Source organism: Dyella sp. (assembly GCF_035685805.1).
Lineage (GTDB): Bacteria > Pseudomonadota > Gammaproteobacteria > Xanthomonadales > Rhodanobacteraceae > Dyella_A.
Window position 1 is genome coordinate 1 of record NZ_DASSAB010000042.1, and the last position, 18,626, is coordinate 18,626.

At 71.5% G+C, this 18,626-nt stretch carries 16 protein-coding genes; 9 read left to right on the forward strand and 7 right to left on the reverse strand.

The window, feature by feature from the left end:
- The first annotated feature begins 128 nt into the window (after positions 1 to 128).
- From VFG40_RS12190 to VFG40_RS12215, 6 genes are all read left to right on the forward strand, one after another.
- Positions 129 to 3,746, forward strand: a complete 3,618-nt coding sequence (locus VFG40_RS12190; RefSeq protein WP_324897804.1) for a patatin-like phospholipase family protein — start codon at positions 129 to 131, stop codon at positions 3,744 to 3,746.
- Positions 3,747 to 3,794: 48 nt separating this feature from the next.
- Positions 3,795 to 4,844 carry a two-component system sensor histidine kinase NtrB gene (locus tag VFG40_RS12195; protein ID WP_324897806.1) on the forward strand — a complete coding sequence of 350 codons (1,050 nt, stop codon included), beginning with the start codon at positions 3,795 to 3,797 and terminating at the stop codon, positions 4,842 to 4,844.
- On the forward strand, positions 4,837 to 6,243 hold the full coding sequence (ntrC, locus tag VFG40_RS12200; protein WP_324897808.1) for a nitrogen regulation protein NR(I): 1,407 nt from the start codon (positions 4,837 to 4,839) through the stop codon (positions 6,241 to 6,243). Before VFG40_RS12195 ends, ntrC begins: the two co-directional genes overlap by 8 nt.
- 163 nt (positions 6,244 to 6,406) lie before the next feature.
- Positions 6,407 to 6,868, forward strand: coding sequence for a GNAT family N-acetyltransferase (locus VFG40_RS12205; RefSeq protein ID WP_324897810.1), 462 nt, complete (start codon positions 6,407 to 6,409; stop codon positions 6,866 to 6,868).
- Between the two features lie 120 nt (positions 6,869 to 6,988).
- Positions 6,989 to 7,453 (forward strand): DUF4126 domain-containing protein, encoded by a 465-nt coding sequence (locus tag VFG40_RS12210; protein WP_324897812.1) that lies wholly within the window; start codon positions 6,989 to 6,991, stop codon positions 7,451 to 7,453.
- Positions 7,450 to 8,829 (forward strand): FAD-containing oxidoreductase, encoded by a 1,380-nt coding sequence (locus tag VFG40_RS12215; protein WP_324897814.1) that lies wholly within the window; start codon positions 7,450 to 7,452, stop codon positions 8,827 to 8,829. Before VFG40_RS12210 ends, VFG40_RS12215 begins: the two co-directional genes overlap by 4 nt.
- 65 nt (positions 8,830 to 8,894) lie before the next feature.
- On the opposite strand, the gene VFG40_RS12220 is transcribed toward VFG40_RS12215, so the two are convergent.
- Positions 8,895 to 10,031, reverse strand: coding sequence for a hypothetical protein (locus VFG40_RS12220; protein ID WP_324897816.1), 1,137 nt, complete (start codon positions 10,029 to 10,031; stop codon positions 8,895 to 8,897).
- Between the two features lie 168 nt (positions 10,032 to 10,199).
- Here VFG40_RS12220 and VFG40_RS12225 point away from each other — a divergent pair, with 168 nt between their 5' ends.
- Together VFG40_RS12225 and VFG40_RS12230 are read left to right on the forward strand one after the other, a co-directional pair.
- Entirely contained in the window at positions 10,200 to 11,483 is a 1,284-nt protein-coding gene (locus VFG40_RS12225) for an acetyl-CoA C-acetyltransferase (protein WP_324897818.1), read from the forward strand.
- A gap of 40 nt (positions 11,484 to 11,523) precedes the next feature.
- Positions 11,524 to 12,075, forward strand: a complete 552-nt coding sequence (locus tag VFG40_RS12230; RefSeq protein ID WP_324897820.1) for an energy transducer TonB — start codon at positions 11,524 to 11,526, stop codon at positions 12,073 to 12,075.
- 3 nt (positions 12,076 to 12,078) lie between these two features.
- On the opposite strand, the gene VFG40_RS12235 is transcribed toward VFG40_RS12230, so the two are convergent.
- From VFG40_RS12235 to VFG40_RS12255, 5 genes are all read right to left on the reverse strand, one after another.
- Positions 12,079 to 13,950 (reverse strand): phospholipase D-like domain-containing protein, encoded by a 1,872-nt coding sequence (locus VFG40_RS12235; protein ID WP_324897822.1) that lies wholly within the window; start codon positions 13,948 to 13,950, stop codon positions 12,079 to 12,081.
- A 255-nt stretch (positions 13,951 to 14,205) separates the two neighbouring features.
- Complete coding sequence (locus tag VFG40_RS12240) at positions 14,206 to 14,769, reverse strand: YceI family protein (RefSeq protein WP_324897824.1); 564 nt, start codon at positions 14,767 to 14,769, stop codon at positions 14,206 to 14,208.
- Positions 14,766 to 15,239, reverse strand: a complete 474-nt coding sequence (locus VFG40_RS12245; RefSeq protein ID WP_324897826.1) for a SixA phosphatase family protein — start codon at positions 15,237 to 15,239, stop codon at positions 14,766 to 14,768. The genes VFG40_RS12240 and VFG40_RS12245 overlap by 4 nt, the downstream gene beginning before the upstream one ends.
- A gap of 57 nt (positions 15,240 to 15,296) precedes the next feature.
- Positions 15,297 to 15,929 (reverse strand): nucleotide-binding protein, encoded by a 633-nt coding sequence (locus VFG40_RS12250; protein WP_324897828.1) that lies wholly within the window; start codon positions 15,927 to 15,929, stop codon positions 15,297 to 15,299.
- Positions 15,930 to 16,042: 113 nt separating this feature from the next.
- A complete protein-coding gene (locus VFG40_RS12255; RefSeq protein ID WP_324897830.1) occupies positions 16,043 to 17,098 on the reverse strand; it encodes a hypothetical protein in 1,056 nt (351 codons plus the stop codon).
- A 166-nt stretch (positions 17,099 to 17,264) separates the two neighbouring features.
- Here VFG40_RS12255 and VFG40_RS12260 point away from each other — a divergent pair, with 166 nt between their 5' ends.
- Positions 17,265 to 17,480 carry an antitermination protein NusB gene (locus VFG40_RS12260; protein ID WP_324897832.1) on the forward strand — a complete coding sequence of 72 codons (216 nt, stop codon included), beginning with the start codon at positions 17,265 to 17,267 and terminating at the stop codon, positions 17,478 to 17,480.
- A gap of 15 nt (positions 17,481 to 17,495) precedes the next feature.
- Here the strand turns inward: VFG40_RS12260 and speE are convergent, their stop codons facing one another.
- Positions 17,496 to 18,350: a polyamine aminopropyltransferase gene (gene speE / locus VFG40_RS12265; RefSeq protein WP_324897834.1), complete on the reverse strand. Its 855-nt coding sequence runs from the start codon at positions 18,348 to 18,350 to the stop codon at positions 17,496 to 17,498.
- Positions 18,351 to 18,626 lie beyond the last annotated feature (276 nt).

Consider the following 18,626-nt stretch of genomic DNA (forward strand, 5'->3'; position numbering starts at 1 on the left):
GACAGCTGATGCAGAACCGCCGCCAGCGGCAGGGAAGGACGGCCGACATGGGGATGTCGCCCGTCCGCGGGATGCGGGGATCGCGGGGTAGGCGCGGGGGCGCCACGCCGCCTGACGAGGGGCGCGTCATGAGCATCGAAGAGACCTTGCCGGCAGGCGCCAGCGGCGATCGGGACGCGGTGGCCGCGCGGCGTGCGGCGCTGAAGGACGCCGCCGGCAAGCCGCTGCTTCCGCCGGACGCTCCGGTGATCGGGCTGGCGTTGTCCGGTGGCGGCATCCGCAGCGCCACCTTCTGCCTCGGGCTGCTGCGCGCGCTGGCCAGGCGCGGCGTGCTGCACCGGTTCGATTACCTCTCCACGGTCTCCGGCGGCGGCTATATCGGGTCGATGCTGGGGCGGTTGTTCCGCCCCGGCCGTCCGGCCAGTGCATCCGACGTGGAGGCCGGGCTCGCCGACGATGGCTCGCTGCTGCTGTGGTGGCTGCGCAACAACGGGCGCTTCCTGCTGCCTTCCGGCGGCAAGGACCTGCTGCAGGCTTTCGCCGGGCACTGCCGCAGTTTCGTCGCCACCCAGTTCGAGGTGATGGTGGTGGCGATGTTTCTCGCCTGTGTGGTGGTGCTGCCGCACGCGGCCTATTCGTGGGTGCTGGGGCCGCGCTCGGTGCCGCTGGTCGGGGCCACCCTGTGGTGGTGGCTGCTGCCGGTGCCGGCGGCGGCGGCGCTGGCTTCCAGCTATGGCTACTGGATGCTGGGCATGGGCACGGCTGCGGGACTGGCGGTGTCGTTGCTGGCCACGGTGATCGGCGGCTATCTCGCCTGGCTGGGTTTTCCCGACATGACGCCGCTGGGCGGCACCCTGCTGTGGCTGGTGCGCGGCGTGGCCCTGGTGATGCTTCCGGTGGGCGTCGGCTGGATCTGCGCCACGCTCAGCAACCGGCGCCGCAGCGAAGAGGCCAACCGCGTCGTCTACACCAAGGCACTGGCCGCATCGTTCGCTGCCGCCGCGCTCTTCGTGTTGATGGGCGCGCTGGACACCGGCGGCTGGCTGCTGCGCGACGTGTTCCTGGCGGTGCTGCACGGCGAGTGGAAGTTCGCGCTCCCGTGGGGCATCGGCTGGACGTCGCTGCTGGTGATCGTCGCCCGCGCCATCGCTCCGCTGCTGTCGTCCAAGGACCGTGTGGCGGGCATCGGTTTGCCGCTCGAGGCGCTGGGCAACCTGATCGGGGTGGCGCTGGTGCTGCTGGTGACGGTGTTCTGGCTCGGCGTGTTCCAGATGATCCTGCTGCCCAACGACGACACCTCGCTGCGCGGGCTGCCGTCGGCCTATCTGTACCTGCCGGCGGTGGTGGTCGCCGGCCTGCTGTTCCTGCTGCTGACCGGCAACCAGCTGCAGCAGCTGAACCGCTCGTCGCTGCATTTCTTCTACCGCTCGCGATTGGCGCGCGCCTACGTGTCGGTGGGCAACGTCGCCGACGACCACAACGCGGAAGGCAGCCGCTTTCCCTCCAGCCCGCTGCTGCAGGCGACCCGCGCACTGAGCGCGGCCACCCGGCGCGTGACCGACCTGCTGCCCGGCGACGACGTCGCGCTGAGCGACTACCGACCGCACGCCGCGGGTGGGCCGGTGCACCTGATCAACTGCTGCATCAACCAGACCACCGACGACCGCACCGGCATGTACAACGCCGATCGCAAGGGCGTCAGCCTCACCGTCGGCCCGCTGGGGGTGGAAACCGGTACCCAGCTGCCGCCGGTGGCCTCGGCCGCGATGCTGGAAGGCACCACGCTGGCCGAATGGGTGGCGATCTCGGGTGCGGCGGTGGGGTCGGGCATGGGTTCGCTCACGCGACCCGGCGTGGCCGCGATGACGTTCCTGAGCGGGTTCCGGCTCGGCTACTGGCGCCGTTCGCTGCTCGCCGGCGCCACCACCAGCCGCTTCGGCCTGGCCAAGTACGTGTCGCTGCTGCGCGAGATGTTCGCGCGTTTCCCCGGCCTGAGCGCGCCGTACTGGTACCTCTCCGACGGCGGCCACTTCGACAACACGGGGGTCTACGCGTTGCTCAAGCGGCGCCTGCCGCTGATCGTGCTGGCCGACTGCGGCGCGGATCCGCAGTACCGCTTCGGCGACGTGGAGAACCTGGTGCGCAAGGCGCGGATCGATCACGGCGCGCTGATCGAGTTCGTCGATCCGGCCAGCCTGACCGACGTGGCGGGCCCGCTGGCGGCACGTTTCGCAACGCCCGCGGCGATCGCCGTGGAAGACCAGCCAGGCTGTCTGGCGCTGGCGCGGATCAGCTACGTCGGGGGACGCCGCGGCGCCCTGCTGGTGGTGAAGCCGCGGGTGGTGGCCGGGCTGGATCTGGATATCGCCGGTTACGCCGCGCGGCACCCGGACTTCCCCCAGCAGAGCACGCTCAACCAGTTCTTCAGCGAAGAGGAGTGGGAGGCCTATTGCGCACTGGGGCTGGCGCTCGGCGAGCAGATCGACGCTGCGCTGCTGGAGGCGGCGACGCGCTGGGCCTGGCAGGCGGAGTTGGCGCCGGCGCCGGCGCCGCCGGCGAGCGCCGATGCGCGGGCGGTCGATCCCGGCAAGGCACCGCGGCGGCTGGCTGCCACGGTGGGCACCTCGCTTGGCGCGGGCGCCATCCTCACCAGCGTGCTGGCGGGCTGGCAGGCGTGGAGCGACTACCAGAAGCACCTCGATGCGCAGGACGCGGAGTTCGTTCGCGACGCCAACGCCGTGTTCGACGAGATCAGCCGCGCCGGCGACACCTTCACCAGGAAGCTCGACCTGCAGGTGGAGGTGCTCAGCGGTTTCGCCAATCGCCACGCCCTGTCCAGCGGCCAGCGGGCGACGCTCCGGGACATCGCCGAGCGGGTCAGCGCGCTGTGCGGGCAAGGTCCGGTTCCCCGGCAGGAGCGGTGCAGCAACGTCGCTGCGCGCTGGAGCAGCCTCGACGTCGACGTGAGCAGCTACTGGAAAAACTCGCTGGCCAGCTACGCCAACTGGCCCACCCGGGCGATCGGCCGCGACGCCGCCTCGGTCGCGATCGCCATGGCTGCACCGCCCGCGCCCATGGCGTTGCCGCCACGGAATGGCCGGGCCGCGCCGCCACCGCCATCGCCATCTTCATCGCTACCGCTACCGCCACCGCCACCAGCTGCTCCCTACAGCGACGCGCCGCCGATGGCATCGGCGCCCGCCGAGCCGACCACCGCGGCCAGCACCATGCCCCCGCCGCCGTCGAGCAGCACGCCACGACCACCCCCGCCACCGGCCGCCGCCCCTGAAACGGCTTCGACCCCGGTCGCGGCTCCCGCGCCCGTCGCGCCCACCACTGCGCCCGCCGTGCCCGCAGCGCAGGCCATCGCGCAATGCGTGCGCGAGGACGGCCGCTCGTACACGCTCTACACGCAGATCTACGACGAGCAGCAGCGCGCGCGCGCGATGGAGCTGCTGTCGCGGGTACGGCCGCTCGGCATCGTGGTGCCGGGCGTGGAAAACGTCATCGCAACGGCGCAGCGCAACCAGGCCAAACCACCGATTCCCTGGCGCCGGCCGACGCTGCTCTACGGGCCGGAGGGCAGGCGCTGTGCCGAGGCCCTCGCCGCCTGGATGCAGCCGTACCTCGGGCCGGTGCAGGCATTGGCCTTGCTGTCCTCGATGGCGTCCAGCGACAACGTGATCGAGCTCTGGCTGCCGCCCGTGCGCAGTCGTGCTTTCCCGTCCGAACACAGCGCGCGCTAGTCCCGGCCTGCCATTGCACCATCTGGTTCCATTCCCCATGATGGTGCAATGAGCAACGCGAGCTGGCGCCCCCTGGCGGATCAGATGACGACCGGGCTGGCGCTGGTCGACGCGGGGCTGCGCGTCACCTGGCTGAATCCGGCGCTGGCCGAACGCCTGGCGCTGGGCACCCGCAGCCTGGTCGGGCAGCCGGCGTCGCTGATGTTTGGCGACGCGGCGGTACTGCTGCAGCTGCAACGGGCGCTGGACGAGGAGCGGGCGCTGCAGCTTCGCGGCGTCGCCCTGACCACCCAGCGCGGCACCGAATGGCAGGCGGACCTGAGCCTGCAGCCGTTCGACGGACAACTGCTGCTGGAGGTGCATGCGCTGGCCGAGCCGGCCGCGGCGGCCTCGCCGCTGTCGGCGACACTGCGCGGCTTTGCGCACGAGGTGAAGAACCCGCTGGCCGGCCTGCGCGGGGCGGCGCAGCTGCTGCAGCGACGGCTGGACGATGACGACCTGAAAGCGCTGGCCGGCATGGTGATCGTCGAGGCCGACCGGCTCGGCGCGCTGGCCAATCGCCTGCTGCATCACGACGGCGCACCGCGGCTGGCGAGCGTGAACATCCATCACCTGCTGGAGCGGCTGGCCGACCTGCTCGAGGCCGAGCCCGCGCCGCTGGCGCTGCGCCACGACTACGATCCCAGCTTGCCGGATGTCCCTGCCGACGCCGATCGCCTGCTGCAGATCCTTCTGAACCTGACGCGCAACGCGCGCGAGGCCGGCGCGCAGACGCTCACGTTGCGCACCCGCGCCGAGCACGGCGTGCGCCTGGGCGAGCGCGTGCTGCGCAGCGCGCTGCGGGTGGACGTGATCGACGACGGCGCCGGCGTGCCCGCCGCGCTGCGCGACACGCTGTTCCATCCGCTGGTCTCCGGCCGGGTGGACGGCACCGGCCTGGGCCTGGCGCTGTCGCGCGAGATCGCCCACGAGCACGGCGGCGAGCTGCGCTGGCAGGGCCGCCCCGGCGAGACGGCGTTCTCGCTCTACCTGCCGTTGCCGCCGCCGCAGCGCGCGCCGACCGATGCCGCCTCCACCACGGAACCGACCGATGACTGATGCCCCCGCCCCACGCGACGTCTGGGTGATCGACGACGACCGCGGCGTGCGCTTCGTGCTGGCCGAAGCGCTGCGCGACGCCGGCCACCCCGTGCGCGAGTTCGGCGAGGTGGCGAGCGTGCGCGAGGCGCTGGAAACCACGCGCCCCGCGTTGCTGCTGACCGACGTGCGCATGCCCGGCGAAGATGGCCTGACGCTGCTGGCCGAACTGAAGGCCCGGGGCATCGGGCCGGTGATCGTGATGAGCGCCTACACCGACGTCGCCACCGCGGCGGCAGCCTATCGGCATGGCGCCGCGGACTACCTGGCCAAGCCGTTCGACCTGGACCAGGCGGTGGCGGCGGTGGAACGTGCGCTGGCCGACGTAGCCCCGCCGCCGGCGCCCAGGGAGGTCGCCAGCCGCCCCGCGCTGTTTGGCGAGAGCAGCGCGATGCGCGAGGTGTTCCGGCTGATCGGCCGCGTTGCCGCCAGCGACCTCAGCGTGCTGATCACCGGCGAAACCGGCACCGGCAAGGAGCTGGTGGCGCGCGCGCTGCACGAGGAGAGCGCGCGGCGCGGCAAGCCGTTCGTGGCGCTCAACACGGCGGCGATTCCCTCGGAGTTGCTGGAGAGCGAGCTGTTCGGCCACGAGGCCGGTGCGTTCACCGGCGCCACCCGCCGCCACGCCGGCCGCTTCGAGCAGGCCGAGGGCGGCACGCTGTTCCTGGACGAGATCGGCGACATGCCGCTGGCGCTGCAGACGCGGCTGCTGCGCGTGCTGGCCGGCGGCGAGTTCTACCGCGTGGGCGGACGCGAGCTGATGCGCGGCGACGTGCGCATCGTCGCCGCCACGCATCAGGATCTGGCCGCGCGCGTGGCCAGCGGGCAGTTCCGCGCCGACCTGCTGCATCGCCTCGACGTGGTGCGCATCGAGCTGCCGCCGCTGCGCCAGCGTCGCGGCGACATCCCGAAGCTGGCCGAGCACTTTCTCGCAGCCGCGGCGGTGGAGCTGAAGCTGCCGCCCAAGCGCTTCGGCAAGGCCGCCTTGAAGGCGATCGCGCAGCGCGATTTTCCCGGCAACGTGCGCGAGCTGGAGAACCTGTGCCGGCGCCTCGCGGTGATCGCGCCGGGCGCGGAGATCCTGCCCGGCGACCTCGGCACCGCTGCCCCGGGCGCCGGCGGCGACGACTGGACCCACGCCCTGCGCGACTGGGCCGAGCAGGCGCTCTCGCGCGGCGAGGCGGAGATCCACGCCCGCGCCCGCGATGCGCTGGACCACACCCTGATGCAGGCCGCGCTGCGCGCCCACGACAACCACCGCCAGCACGCCGCCGCCGCACTGGGCGTGGGCCGCAACACGCTCACCCGCAAGCTCGGCGCCTCGCGCACGCGGCGGCCGAACAAGGGACGGTCCGACTAATCCTGTGGAGGCGTCGCCGGGCAGACCGGCCGGCCTCAATCGCCTGAATTTCCCTGACGAGTGATTCCCGGAAGGCCCGCGACGCGCTGCGAACCTTCCGGGCATCATGCCGCCCCCACGGGGGTTAATCAGACCATCCCAGACCTGATCCGGAGACACCCGCATGACCGTGACCGTCCGCGACGCCCGCCGCGAAGACCTGCCGAACCTCACCGCGTGGAACGCCGCGATGGCGTGGGAGACCGAGCACAAGCGGCTCGACCCGGACGTGCTCACGCGCGGCATGGCGTCGGTGTTCGACGAACCGCGCCGCGGCTTCTACCTGATTGCCGAACTCGACGGCGTGCCGGCCGGCTGCCTGATGGTGACCTACGAGTGGAGCGACTGGCGCTGCGGCGATTTCTGGTGGATCCAGAGCGTGTACGTGGCCGAATCCGCGCGCCGCAGCGGCGTGTTCCGTGCGCTTTATGCGGACGTCGCGCGTCGCGCCCACGCGGCCGATGCGGTGGGCCTGCGGCTGTATGTGGAAGCCGAGAACGAGCGCGCCCAGGCCACCTATGAGGGCCTCGGCATGGAGCGCTGCCACTACGTCATGTACGAGCAGGCGCTGTCACCGGCGCGCTGACGCGGCGACCACGCACGCGATGACGCCCGTCACCCGAGAGGGCGTACAACGGCGCAATCGTCCAAGACCGCCTGCCGTGGACACGGCATGCTTCACTTTCGCTGCCCCGGGAGCCCGCCCATGAATGTCCTGCTCGCTGCATCACTACTCGGCATCGTCGCCGGCCTGCGCACTATGACCGCGCCTGCGGCCATCAGCTGGGCCGCCCGGCTGGGGCTGGTGCCGTTGCAGGGCACGCCGCTGGCGTTTTTGGGCTCGCAAGCCACTCCGTGGATCTTTACCGCGGCCGCGCTGGGCGAACTGGTGGTCGACCAGCTGCCACGCACGCCCAGCCGCAAGATGCCGCTGCCGTTCGGCGCGCGCATCGTCTCCGGTGGTTTCTGCGGCGCCGCGATCGGGCTGGCCGGCGGCGAACTGTCGATCGGCCTGCTGGCCGGTGCGCTGGGCGCGGTGCTGGGCACCTTGGGCGGCGCCGCGGCGCGCGGTGCTTTGGCCCGCGCGCTACGGTCGGACCGCCCAGCTGCACTGATCGAGGACGTGGTGGCGATCGGCGGCGCCGCCGTTGCCGTGGCGTGGCTGGCATGAGCGCCGCCTACGACGCCATCGTCGTTGGCGCGGGGCAGGCCGGCCCCGCGCTGGCCGGGCGTCTCACCAAAGCCGGCATGCGGGTGGCGCTGGTCGAGCGGCATCTGTTCGGCGGCACCTGCGTCAACACCGGCTGCATGCCGACCAAGGCACTGGTGGCCAGTGCCGAGGTGGCGCACCTGGCGCGGCGTGGCGCCGACTACGGCGTGCAGGTGGGCGGCCCGGTCACGGTGGATTTTCCTGCCGTGATGGCGCGGGCGCATACGGTGACGATGAACGCGCGCGGCAATGTCGAGCGCTGGCTGCACGGCATGGACGGCCTCACCGTGCTGCACGGGCATGCGCGCTTCGTGGCGCCGGACACGCTGCAGGTGGGCGACACGACGATTCGCGCGCCGCGCATCTTCCTCAACGTGGGCGGCCGTGCTGCGGTGCCGCCGCTGCCCGGCGTGGACGACGTCGACTACCTCACCAACACCTCGATCCTGCAGCTCGATGCGCTGCCGCGGCACCTGGCCGTGGTCGGCGGCAGCTACATCGGTCTGGAGTTCGCGCAGATGTTCCGCCGCTTCGGCGCGCAGGTGACGGTGATCGAGCGGCAGTCGCGGCTGATCGCCCGCGAGGACGAGGACGTGTCGCAGGCGATCGGCGAGATCCTCCGCGCCGAAGACATTGCGGTACGCACCGACGCGGAGTGCATCGCCTTCGCGCCGCATGCCGACGGCGTGGCGGTGAAAGTGGACTGCGCCGAGGGTGCGCCCGAGGTGGTGGCCAGCCACGTGCTGCTGGCGATGGGTCGGCGCCCGAACACCGACGACCTGGGTCTGGCGCATGCCGGCGTGGTCACCGACGCGCGCGGCTACATCACCGTCGACGACACCCTCGCCACCAACGTGCCCGGCATCTGGGCGATGGGCGACTGCAACGGCCGCGGCGCATTCACCCATACCGCCTACAACGATTTCGAGATCCTCGCCGCCAACCTGCTCGATGGCGACCAGCGCACGCTGTCGCAGCGGGTGCCCGGCTACGCGCTGTACATCGATCCGCCGCTGGGCCGCGTCGGCCTCACCGAGGCGCAGGCGCGCGCCAGCGGCCGACCGCTGCTGGTGTCCAAGCGACCGATGACGCGGGTCGGTCGCGCGGTGGAGCGCGGCCAGACCGAGGGCTTCATGAAGCTGGTGGCCGATGCGGAAACCAAGCGCGTGCTGGGCGCGGCGATCCTCGGCGTGAGTGGCGACGAGGCGGTCCATGGCGTGCTCGACCTGATGAGCGCGGACCAGCCGCTGGACGCGCTGCGCTGGGCGGTGCCGATCCATCCCACCGTGTCGGAGCTGTGGCCCACCGTGGTGGGCGATCTCAAGCCGGTCGATTGAAGCTTGCGCGCTGAGACCGGTACGCCGCGACCGGCGCGCTGAGGCTCGCCGTCGCGCCATGGCGCTCAGTGCAGCGGCGTGTCCGGTGCGCCGAGGTGGCCGTCGGCGTCGAGCTGGATGCGGCCCAGCGCGTGCAGGTCCGGCGCAATGCCGAACCGTTCGGCCAGCGTGCTGACCAGGGCGCCCAGCGCGCGCGACTGCAGCGGATAACCGTGCGCCAGCACGCGCGCGCGTCCGCCTTCGCCGCGCTGCGCGGCGGTCACCGCGACCACGCCCAGGCCGGGCGCTTCATGCGCCACCAGCACCGGTGCCTGGTAGGCGGGATCGGCGGTGCCGACGATTTCCAGCAGGTAGCCGTCGCGCGCCTGTGCATCGGCGCCGTCGGCGGGCGCCAGGCGCAGCGGCAGCGCGTGCGCGTCGAGCAGGGCGGCGTACTGGCGTAGTTCGAACACGATGCCGGCGAAGGCATGCGCGCGGTCGCTGTCGTGACTCTCGGCCAGCCACTGCGCGGGCGACTGCACCTGCACCATGCCCCCGGCGTAGCGCAGCGGCAGGCCGCGGGCGCTGAGCGTGGCTTCCTCGCGGTACGGCGTGAGCAGCGCGGTTTCCAGCACGCTCCACAGCGGCGCCAGGTTGACGTGTTCGTACTGCACGCAGGTGAGCGCGAGCAGGTCGTTGCGGCTGAGGTAGCGTGCGTGTTCGAGCGGCACGCCCAGCGTGCGGATCAGCCAGTCGGCGGTGCGCTGGCCCGCTTCGCCGCGGCCGACCAGGTCCAGCTCCAGCTGTTCGCCGAGTGTGCCGGCCAGCGGTTCGGGAGCGAGCAGGGTGATCGGCAGCAGACGCATCGGGCCATCGGCGTAGGCCGGGTCGGGCTCCAGCGGCTGCGCCGGCATGCGGCCCTCGTGGGTGCCGAAGGCGACCACGTTCTCCAGGTGTCCGCGCGGCACGCGGCGCGCCAGTTCGTCCAGCGTGGCCCATACCGGAAAGCCCGGGCGCAGCAGCTCCACGCTGTCGAACAGGGCGCCGGCCAGCGCGAGCCGCGCCTCGGTGGCTGCCGGTACCAGCGCCTGCAGATCACGGGCCACGTGCGCGGCCAGCTCGGCGGCTTCGTCGCGGCTCAGCGTGCGGCGCTGGCCCGGTTCGGCGGCGCCCAGCTCGAGCGCGAGCACCACGGGCAAGGCAAGCAGCGGCGAGCTGTCCAAGACGATTCGTCCAAGCGGGAAAACAGCGACAAGTCTACCAGTGCCCCCTCGCGCGACAGCCCGCGCGGCGCTGAACCGCACCGCGCGGATGGCGCCGTGGCGGGCTTTCCCACGGCGGCAGCGCGGGGTAGCCTTGCAGACTCAATACTCATCCGGATGTTTCAGCCCATGGACAACTCGCAACGGCGCGTCGGCGTGATCGGTGGCGTGCGGATTCCGTTCTGCCGCAACAACACCGCCTACGCCGAGGTCGGCAACTTCGGCATGTCGGTGAAGGTGCTCGGCGCGTTGGTGGAGCGGTTCGGGTTGCATGGGGTGGAGCTGGGCGAGGTGGCACACGGCTCGGTGATCCGCCATGCCTCGGAGTGGAACCTCGCACGCGAGGCGGTGCTCTCCTCGGGCCTGGCGCCGACCACGCCGGCGATCACCACCGCGCGCGCCTGCGGCACCTCGCTGGACAACGCGATCATCGTGGCCAACAAGATCGCTGCCGGCCAGATCGAGGCGGGCATCGCGGCCGGCTCGGACACCACCAGCGACGTGCCGATCGTCTACGGCGAGCGTCTGCGCAAGCGGCTGCTGGCGGTGAACCGCGCGAAGACGCCGATGGAGAAACTCAAGACCGCGTTCGCCGGCTTCTCGCTGGGCGAACTCAAGCCGTCGTTCCCCGGCGTGGCCGAGCCGCGCACCGGCATGTCGATGGGCGAGCATTGCGAGCTGATGGCGCGCGAGTGGCACATCCCGCGCCAGGCGCAGGACGAGCTCGCGCTGGCCAGTCACCGCAAGCTCGCCGCGGCGTACGAGTCGGGCTTCTTCGATGATCTGATCGTGCCGTTCCGCGGCCTGCGCCGGGACGGCTTCCTGCGTCCGGACAGCACGCTGGAAAAACTCGCGACGCTCAAGCCGGCATTCGACAAGCGCTCCGGCCACGGCACGCTCACTGCCGGCAACTCCACCGGGTTGTCCGATGGTGCCGCCGCGGTGCTGCTGGCCAGCGAAGCGTGGGCCAGCGCGCGCGGGCTCAGCGTGCAGGCGTGGCTGCGCGATGCCGAGGTGGCCGCGGTCGATTATGTCCACGGCGAGGGCCTGCTGATGGCGCCCACCGTGGCGGTGCCGCGCATGCTGGCGCGCCAGGGCCTGACCCTGCAGGACTTCGACTACTACGAGATCCACGAGGCCTTCGCCGCGCAGGTGCTGTGCACCCTGCGCGCCTGGGAGAGCGCCGACTACTGCAAGCAGCGGCTGGGGCTGGGTGCGCCGCTGGGCAGCATCGATCCGGCCCGGCTCAACGTGCACGGCTCCAGCCTCGCCACCGGCCATCCGTTCGCGGCGACCGGCGCGCGCATCGTCGCCACGCTGGCCAAAATGCTGGCGCAGAAGGGTTCCGGTCGCGGCCTGATCTCGATCTGCACCGCCGGCGGCATGGGCGTGACGGCGATCCTCGAACGTTGACGCGCGCGACCGTCCCTGCGGCCCATCGGCGGCGCCGGGCATGACGCCGCGCCTGCGGGTGACCAGCCTGCTGAGCCTGCTGGCATTGCTGGTGGGGGTGCTCGGCACGCAGTGGCTGAGCGGTCGCACCGCCGAATGGAGTGGCCCGCGCCACGCGGTGGCGGCGGTGCATACGGCACCCCCGGCCGCCACGCCGCGGCCCGCGCACGCCCGAACGAGGCACGGCCGCGCCACGCCCCCGCGCGTGGTCGATGGGGTGACGGCCGAAGGCTTGCAGGCGGCCGGCGTGGCGCGCGCGGTGGCCGCGCCGCCGACGCTGGTGCCGCTGCGGATGCCGCCGCGGTCAGGCGAGCGTTACGACGCGGTGCGCGACCACCTGCGCGGGCGCCTGGTGCTGTCGCTGCGCATCGATGGCAGCGGCGACGTGCAAACGGTTGCCGTGCAGCAGTCCAGCGGCGATCCGGTGCTGGACGATTACGCGCGCCGGCTGGTGGCGGGCTGGCAATTCGCGGTACCGCCCGGCTATCCCGCGGGCCTCAGCGGCGAGCTGCCGATGCGCTTCGACGACGCGCGTGCCGATTCCCGACCGTAACGGCTACAGGATGCCGCTGCCGGCCGAGCCGAAGGCGGTGATCAGGCGGGTGTAGATCAACTTGAACGACAGCGCCACGCCGGGGAAGTCACCGACCGGCTCGTAGCAGCTGAAGAATGCCGGGTCGTGCGGCGCCATCGGCGTGCAGCCGGGCTTGAGGTCGTAGCTGGTGGCGTAGCGATAGGGCCAGAAGTCGAACAGCGGCAGCTTTTCGGAGATGTCCCCGATTGCCTGGTTGACGCTGGTCAGCACCGGCACCACCGGCTTGCGCGGCGCGATCACCCACGCGTTGGCCGGGCCGGTCAGCTGCAGGATCGAGTCGCGCACCGCCCGGGCGAACGCCGCGTCGTGCACGATCACGCCGGCCTCGGTATTGAAGTGGTCCGAACGCGGATCGAAATTGTGCGAGCCGACCATCGCGAAGCGGTCGTCGACCACGATCGACTTGGCGTGCAGTCCGAAGCGCAGGCCGGGCGAGGTCAGCGGCGCCGGCCGGTTGCGCTTGCCGCGGCTGCCGAACATGCCGCGCGCCTCGGCGCCGGGCTGGCGCCGGCGGGCGCGCACTTCCGCGGCAACCGCCGGCGGCAGATCCTCGTTGGCCAGCGCGTAGTCTTCCTCCGCGGCCGCGGCGTGCGGCTTCATCTCCTCGATCTCAAAGCCGTAGGTACGCAGGTAGCGCTTGCGGTGCTTGTACGACAGCGCGTACACCGCGAACGCGTCGGTGGAGGCCAGCGAATTGGTCGACACGCGGATGCGCGGCGGATCGGCGCGCCGGTGCATGGTGCGGAAGATCGCCTGGGCGCGATCGCTCATCACCAGGTAGGGCGTCTGCAGCACGACTTCTTCGCGGGCGTCGGCGACCAGCTTCATCACGTGATGGGTGAAGTCCAGTGCGTGACGCCGCGTGGGTGTGTCGGTCTTGGCGGGGAGATCGCTGAAGAACTCCACCTCGCCGGTGTGGAAGGCCGGTTGCAGCAGGTGCTCGTCGATCCAGGCCGGATCGCCGGCATCGCGCTCCAGCCGGGCCACCCGTTGCGGCCGCCGGAACTGCGGCGCGCGCCACGGCGACGGCTGCGGGTGCGCCAGGATGTAGCGGTTGACGTCGCGCAGCGCGGTCAGTGGCACCGAGCGCTTGTGGTTCCAGAACAGCGCGAAGCTGGCCGCCATGTCGCGCGCCGCCGGCCCACCCACCAGCACGTCGCGGTCGACGTAGTCGAACTCGCCGTCCCAGTTGAAGTAGCGATCCTGGTAGTTGCGCCCGCCGGTGATGCCGACGGTGTCGTCCACCAGCAGCACCTTGTTGTGCATGCGCTGGTTGAACTTCATGAAGCAGCAGACGATGCCGGCGGCAAACTCGACCGGCCCGGTCTCGGCGTCGTGGAAGGTCGGGTTGTACAGCCTCACGGCCAGGTGCCGGTCGGCGCGCGCAAGGCGGTCGAGCAGCGCGATGTCGCCGAAGGAGAACAGCTGGTCGGCCAGGATGCGCACCTGCACCCCGCGCCGTGCCGCCTGCACCAGCGCATCAAGCATCAGCTGGCCGACGTCGTCCTGGTCCCAGATGTAGGTCTGCACGTCGATCGAGTGGCGCGCGGCGCGGATCAGGTTCAGCCGCGCGGCAAGTGCGTCTTCGCTGTCCGCCAGCAGGGTCACCACGTGCTGCGGCGCGGCCGGCGTGGAGTTGCGCAGCGCTGCCGTCGCCGCGTCGAGCACGGGCGAGGGCATCGCGCAGTGATCGGGCTGCAGGCAGGCGGAGGAGGGCGGCGTGGTCGCCACCACCAGCGCGTTGGCGCGACGCACCTGCTGGCGCGGTACGGTGCAGCCCTGCAGGCCCAGCAGCAGAACCAGCAGGAGCAGCGGAACGAGGCGCTTTGGCATGCGCGCATGATACGGCCTGTGCGCCACTGCGCCGGCCAGTCTGATGCTGGCTTGCCGGCACCGTTGGCCCGGCTTGCGCGCGCGACGGGGAAGGCGGGTGGCGTCGGCCGGGCCGGCGCGCCGGCCGTGCGTGAACGGCCGGGCCGGCGAAGAGCGCGTGATGCCCGTCGAAACGGCGAGGTGGCGGTAGCCGGCCGGCTCACCGGGCCGCGCTGGCCAGGCATGCCATGCGGGCCCGCTTGGCTCACGGCATCGCTAGGCCGGGTCGAGCGTGATCAGCAGTCCCAGCTGCACCGTGTCCGACACCGCGGTGCTGTGGCCGTCCATGCCGTAGTCGCTGCGGTGCACGCTGCCGCGCACCTCGATCCGGCACACGCTGCCCCGAGCAAGGGTGCAGCTGGCCGGCTCCAGCCGGAACTGCACCGGCCGGGTCACCCCGCGCATGGTCAGCCAGCCCGGCAACTCGCCGCCGCGGTCCAGCGAGCGCACTGCCAGCGGCGCGGAAACGAAATGGATCTGCGGAAAGCGCCGCACGTCGAAGAACTCCGGGTCCAGCACCCAGCGGCGAAGTCGCGCCGAGGCCATCGCGACGCTGTCCACCGCCACCGTGGCCTCGACCACCGCGCTGTCGCGCAGCGGGCTGAGCGTGACCTCGCCATGGATCTCGGTGAAGCGCCCGTTGATCTGGCGCACCCACAGCAGCCGCACGCTGAACTCGGCGTGCGAGCGGGCGGTATCGATGCGGTAATCGGCACCGCGGACCGAGGCGCACGCCAGCAGCATCAGCACGAGCAGCAGCGGCCGCGCCGCGCGCGTCATGGCGACCAGAAGGCATCCAGCCGCGCGTTGCCCGGCTCCAGCGTGCCGTTGAGGTGCAGCACCGCGAGCCCGCCCGGCGGCATGCCGCGAAACTCGTCCGAGCGGCCTTCCACCAGCAGCGCCACCAGGCGCTCGATGCCGGGGTTGTGGCCTACCAGCATCACTGTGCCGGCGTCGCCGTGCTGGTCGAGCAGGGCCAGCAGCTCGCCCGGCGTGGCGTCGTAGATCTCGTCGGCCAGCTGCAGCTCGGGGCTGTCGCCAAGCGCCTCGAGTGCGAGGCTGGCGGTGCTGCGGGTGCGCTCGGCCGGCGAACAGAGCACGCGCTGCGGTCGCGCACCGTGGCTGGACAGCCAGTGGCCGGCGGCGCGCGCTTCCTGCTCGCCGTGTCCGCTGAGGCGACGCGTCTGGTCATCGTCGCCATCACCGGCGGGCAGCGCTTCGGCGTGGCGCAAGAGAATCAATTCGTGCATGGGGAAACTCCGGTGGATGAGGCGCCGCTGTGCGACGCCGGGGCTCGGGGACGTGCCTTAAATGGCGCGCTTGATCCAGCGCAGCAGCGCCTTCCAGTCATCCTGATGGCTGCGCACGTTTTCCGATTGGTAGTCGAAGATGCCCTTGCCCAGCGCCGCCAGCAGCACGTAGGCCTGGCTGTCGCGCAGCTGCGCGGCGATCGGAAAGGGCGAGACCTCGGCCAGCTGCGTCACCGCGTCCTGGCTGGCGTGGGTCCACGGCTTGAGCCGATTGGCCACCAGCGCCACCGGCAGCTTGCCGCGCTTGATCCGGTTGATCTGCTGCAGCTCGCCGATGAAGGCGAGCGTGGCATCCATGTCGAAACTGGAGGGGAGCACCGGGACCAGCAGGACGTCGGCGGCATCCAGGTACGGCTCCAGATCGCGCTCGGTGACGCCGGCAGGGGTGTCGACAAGGGTGCGCTCGGTGTCGCCGGGCAATTTCTGCAGCGCCTTGCGACCGCCTTCCATCGCCAGCACCCCGGGCACGCTGTCCGGTCGCCGCGCGGCCCAACGAAAACTGGAGTGCTGCCGGTCGGCATCGACGATCGCCGTGCGCTTGCCCGATTGCGCCCAGTGCGAGGCCAGCTGGGTCACCAGTGTGCTCTTGCCGCAACCGCCCTTGCTGCTTGCCACCAGCACCGTAAGCATCGGCGTGACTCCCCGCGGGTAGGTGCGGCAAGCCTACTGTGAGAACCGGCGCTGGGGAACGGGCAGCCGCGGGCGGGAAGCCCGCTGCGACGATCCGCTGCGGGGCCTGCCGGTCAGTGGCTCGAGGTAGCCGTTGCAGGTGCGGTGGAGGCATCCGCGGCAGGCGCAGTCGCGGCTATGCCGGCGTCGCGCAGTGCCGCCAGCATGCTGCTCATCTCGGTGCCGCCGCTGCGGGCCAGCGCCAGCAGGTGCTGGGACAGGGCACGGTCCTGCGGCGCCCGCGACAGCAGCGCGGCGAAGTTCTTCACCTGCCAGGCGAGGTTCGCACGCTCGGCCACGGCGGCCTGTTGCTCGGCCGGATCCGCGGCCAGCGTCTCGCGCAGGTGCAGCCCCAGCGAGCGCGCCAGCGGGCTGGAGCCCCACTCCAGCACCCGCGCCAGCCGCAGGCACTGCTGCCGGGTCGCGTCGTCGTCGCGACCATCGCGGCACAGCCGCGCGGCCGCCTGCATGCCCGGTTGCGGTTGCGGCTGCAGGCCGGCCAGGCCGTACACCAGAACCACCTGTACCCCATATGCGCCGGCGGTCGCGGCGGGATCGAGCGCCGCGGCCGGGGCCGGCAGCGTGCCGGCGGTGGTGGCCAGCGCCTTCAGGCTGGTGCCGGTGTAGTCGTCGTACAGGCGCGCCGTCGCGGCGCGGCGCAGGTCCTCGCGGGCCTCGCTCTCGTTGCCTGCGCCGCTGTCGGCGCCGAGCTTGATCAGCCACACCGCAGCGTTGTCGCCGTCGTCGCGGGTGAGGCGGGCCAGCGCCTCGGCGTCGGGACAGCTGCCGGCGCGTGCGTCGCAGTCGGTCAGGTGCACCCACTGCACGGCGGCACCGGCGTCTTCGGCCTGGGAGGCACGCTCTATCAGGCTGTGGAAGTCGTTGTACTTGGGCTGGTCCGGCAGCGGTCGCGCCAGCAGTGCGGCACCCAGCAGCGGCATCGCATCGGCACGCGGCGCCAGCACGCTGACGAGGTCGCGCTGGTAGGCCAGCAGGGCCTGGTTGCGCGCCTGCGCCAGCGCGCTATCGCTGGCCGTGGCTGCGGCCGGCACGACAGTGGCCAGGGCCAGCCACAGCATCGACCAGGAACGCATCGACCAAAAACGCATCGACCAGAAACGAACGCGCATCGAACTACTCCTCAAGATTGCACGTCAGGGTGGCGCACAAAGGCGACAGCCTACCGGCCCAGCATGAAGTGCGGCTGATCCGCCGGCGGCGCGGCGCGGGAGGAGCGCCGTGGGCTTGTTACCATCCGGTGTCTTTAGCCGCGCGCCCCCGCGCGTGGGCATTTCGATGACGCGGGAGACGTACGTGGACACCTTCAACCATCTCGATAGCGCTGCGGCACCCTGGTTCGTCGGCTGGGGCACGCTGGCGCTGATCAACGCCGGACTCGCCCAGGGCAAGAACCGCAGCGGACTGCTCTGGTTCCTGCTTTCGCTGGTGCTGGGGCCGATCGCCACGCTGGTGCTGGTGGTGATGCCCAAGGTGCGCAGCAAGATGTTCTGAGGCGGGTGTCCCGGCTTACTCGCCCAGCGCTTCGCGCATGAACTCCGGCTGCGCCAGCGCCGCCTTGTGGATATCGGCGTTGTAGTAGCGGGTGGCAAAGTTCTTCGCCGCCGCGCCGCGCTCGCGGAAACCGCCCAGGTCGCCGCCCTTGCGGGCCATGGTGCAGCTCCACCAGCCGGTGGGGTAGCACGGCTGCGGGAACGGCAGCGTGCGCACGGCCGCGAAGCCGGCGGTGCGCATGGCCGAGCGCATCGACTTGATCAGGTCCAGGTGCGCCATCGGCGACTCCGACTGCTGCACCAGAATGCCGCCATGGCGCAGCGCCTTGAAGCAGCTGCCGTAGAACGCGGCGTTGAACAGGCCCTCGGCCGGGCCGACCGGGTCGGTCGAGTCGACGATGATCAGGTCCAGCGACTCGGGCTCGGCCTCGGCCATGTACTTGATGCCGTCGATGAACAGCAGCTGCGCGCGCGGGTCGTGGTTGGCATCGCACAGCTCGGGGAAATACTCCTCGGCCAGCCGGGTGACGCGCTCGTCGATCTCCACCTGCACGGCGGACTCCACTTCCTCGTGCTTGAGCACCTCGCGCAGCGTGCCGCAGTCGCCGCCGCCGATGATCACCACCCGCTTGGCGCGCGCGTGGGTGAACAGCGCCGGGTGGGTCATCATCTCGTGGTAGAGGAAGTTGTCGCGGCTGGTCAGCATCACGCAGCCGTCGATCACCATCAGCTTGCCCCAGTCGGTGGTCTGGTAGATCTCGATGGTCTGGAACGGCGTCTGCTCGGCATGCAGCTGCTTTTCGATCCGGTAACCGATCGAGGAGCCGGAGGCCTGATGGGCTTCGGTGAACCAGCTGGGCTGCTGCGACATGACGACTGTTCCTGATGACACGAAAGGGATGGGGTTCCGCAAAGGCCGGCAATTGTAGCGAGTTCGCGGGTGAAGGTACTGCGGCTGCTGCCGTACTTTGGTCATGGCGGCCCGTTACAATGGCGCCTCGGTTCGCCCGGCCCCGGTGCCGGCGGCGTGCCGACAAGCCCTTCCGGCCCCGCGGCGTGCGAGGCTTCCGGCCGGCGAGGCTTCGCGCTCCCATCGAGCACCCCGTCAAGGCTCGCCGCTGCGACTTCAAGTCCCGTTTGCCCGAGG

What these genes read in the sequence shown, in the direction of transcription:
- VFG40_RS12195 (WP_324897806.1), top strand. Translation starts at nt 3,795, where the DNA reads ATGAGCAACGCGAGCTGGCGCCCCCTGGCGGATCAGATGACGACCGGG.
- speE (WP_324897834.1), bottom strand. Translation starts at nt 18,350, where the DNA reads ATGTCGCAGCAGCCCAGCTGGTTCACCGAAGCCCATCAGGCCTCCGGC.
- VFG40_RS12235 (WP_324897822.1), bottom strand. Translation starts at nt 13,950, where the DNA reads ATGCCAAAGCGCCTCGTTCCGCTGCTCCTGCTGGTTCTGCTGCTGGGC.
- VFG40_RS12205 (WP_324897810.1), top strand. Translation starts at nt 6,407, where the DNA reads ATGACCGTGACCGTCCGCGACGCCCGCCGCGAAGACCTGCCGAACCTC.
- VFG40_RS12250 (WP_324897828.1), bottom strand. Translation starts at nt 15,929, where the DNA reads ATGCTTACGGTGCTGGTGGCAAGCAGCAAGGGCGGTTGCGGCAAGAGC.
- ntrC (WP_324897808.1), top strand. Translation starts at nt 4,837, where the DNA reads ATGACTGATGCCCCCGCCCCACGCGACGTCTGGGTGATCGACGACGAC.
- VFG40_RS12215 (WP_324897814.1), top strand. Translation starts at nt 7,450, where the DNA reads ATGAGCGCCGCCTACGACGCCATCGTCGTTGGCGCGGGGCAGGCCGGC.
- VFG40_RS12190 (WP_324897804.1), top strand. Translation starts at nt 129, where the DNA reads ATGAGCATCGAAGAGACCTTGCCGGCAGGCGCCAGCGGCGATCGGGAC.
- VFG40_RS12240 (WP_324897824.1), bottom strand. Translation starts at nt 14,769, where the DNA reads ATGACGCGCGCGGCGCGGCCGCTGCTGCTCGTGCTGATGCTGCTGGCG.
- VFG40_RS12255 (WP_324897830.1), bottom strand. Translation starts at nt 17,098, where the DNA reads ATGCGCGTTCGTTTCTGGTCGATGCGTTTTTGGTCGATGCGTTCCTGG.
- VFG40_RS12260 (WP_324897832.1), top strand. Translation starts at nt 17,265, where the DNA reads ATGACGCGGGAGACGTACGTGGACACCTTCAACCATCTCGATAGCGCT.
- VFG40_RS12210 (WP_324897812.1), top strand. Translation starts at nt 6,989, where the DNA reads ATGAATGTCCTGCTCGCTGCATCACTACTCGGCATCGTCGCCGGCCTG.
- VFG40_RS12245 (WP_324897826.1), bottom strand. Translation starts at nt 15,239, where the DNA reads ATGCACGAATTGATTCTCTTGCGCCACGCCGAAGCGCTGCCCGCCGGT.
- VFG40_RS12230 (WP_324897820.1), top strand. Translation starts at nt 11,524, where the DNA reads ATGACGCCGCGCCTGCGGGTGACCAGCCTGCTGAGCCTGCTGGCATTG.
- VFG40_RS12225 (WP_324897818.1), top strand. Translation starts at nt 10,200, where the DNA reads ATGGACAACTCGCAACGGCGCGTCGGCGTGATCGGTGGCGTGCGGATT.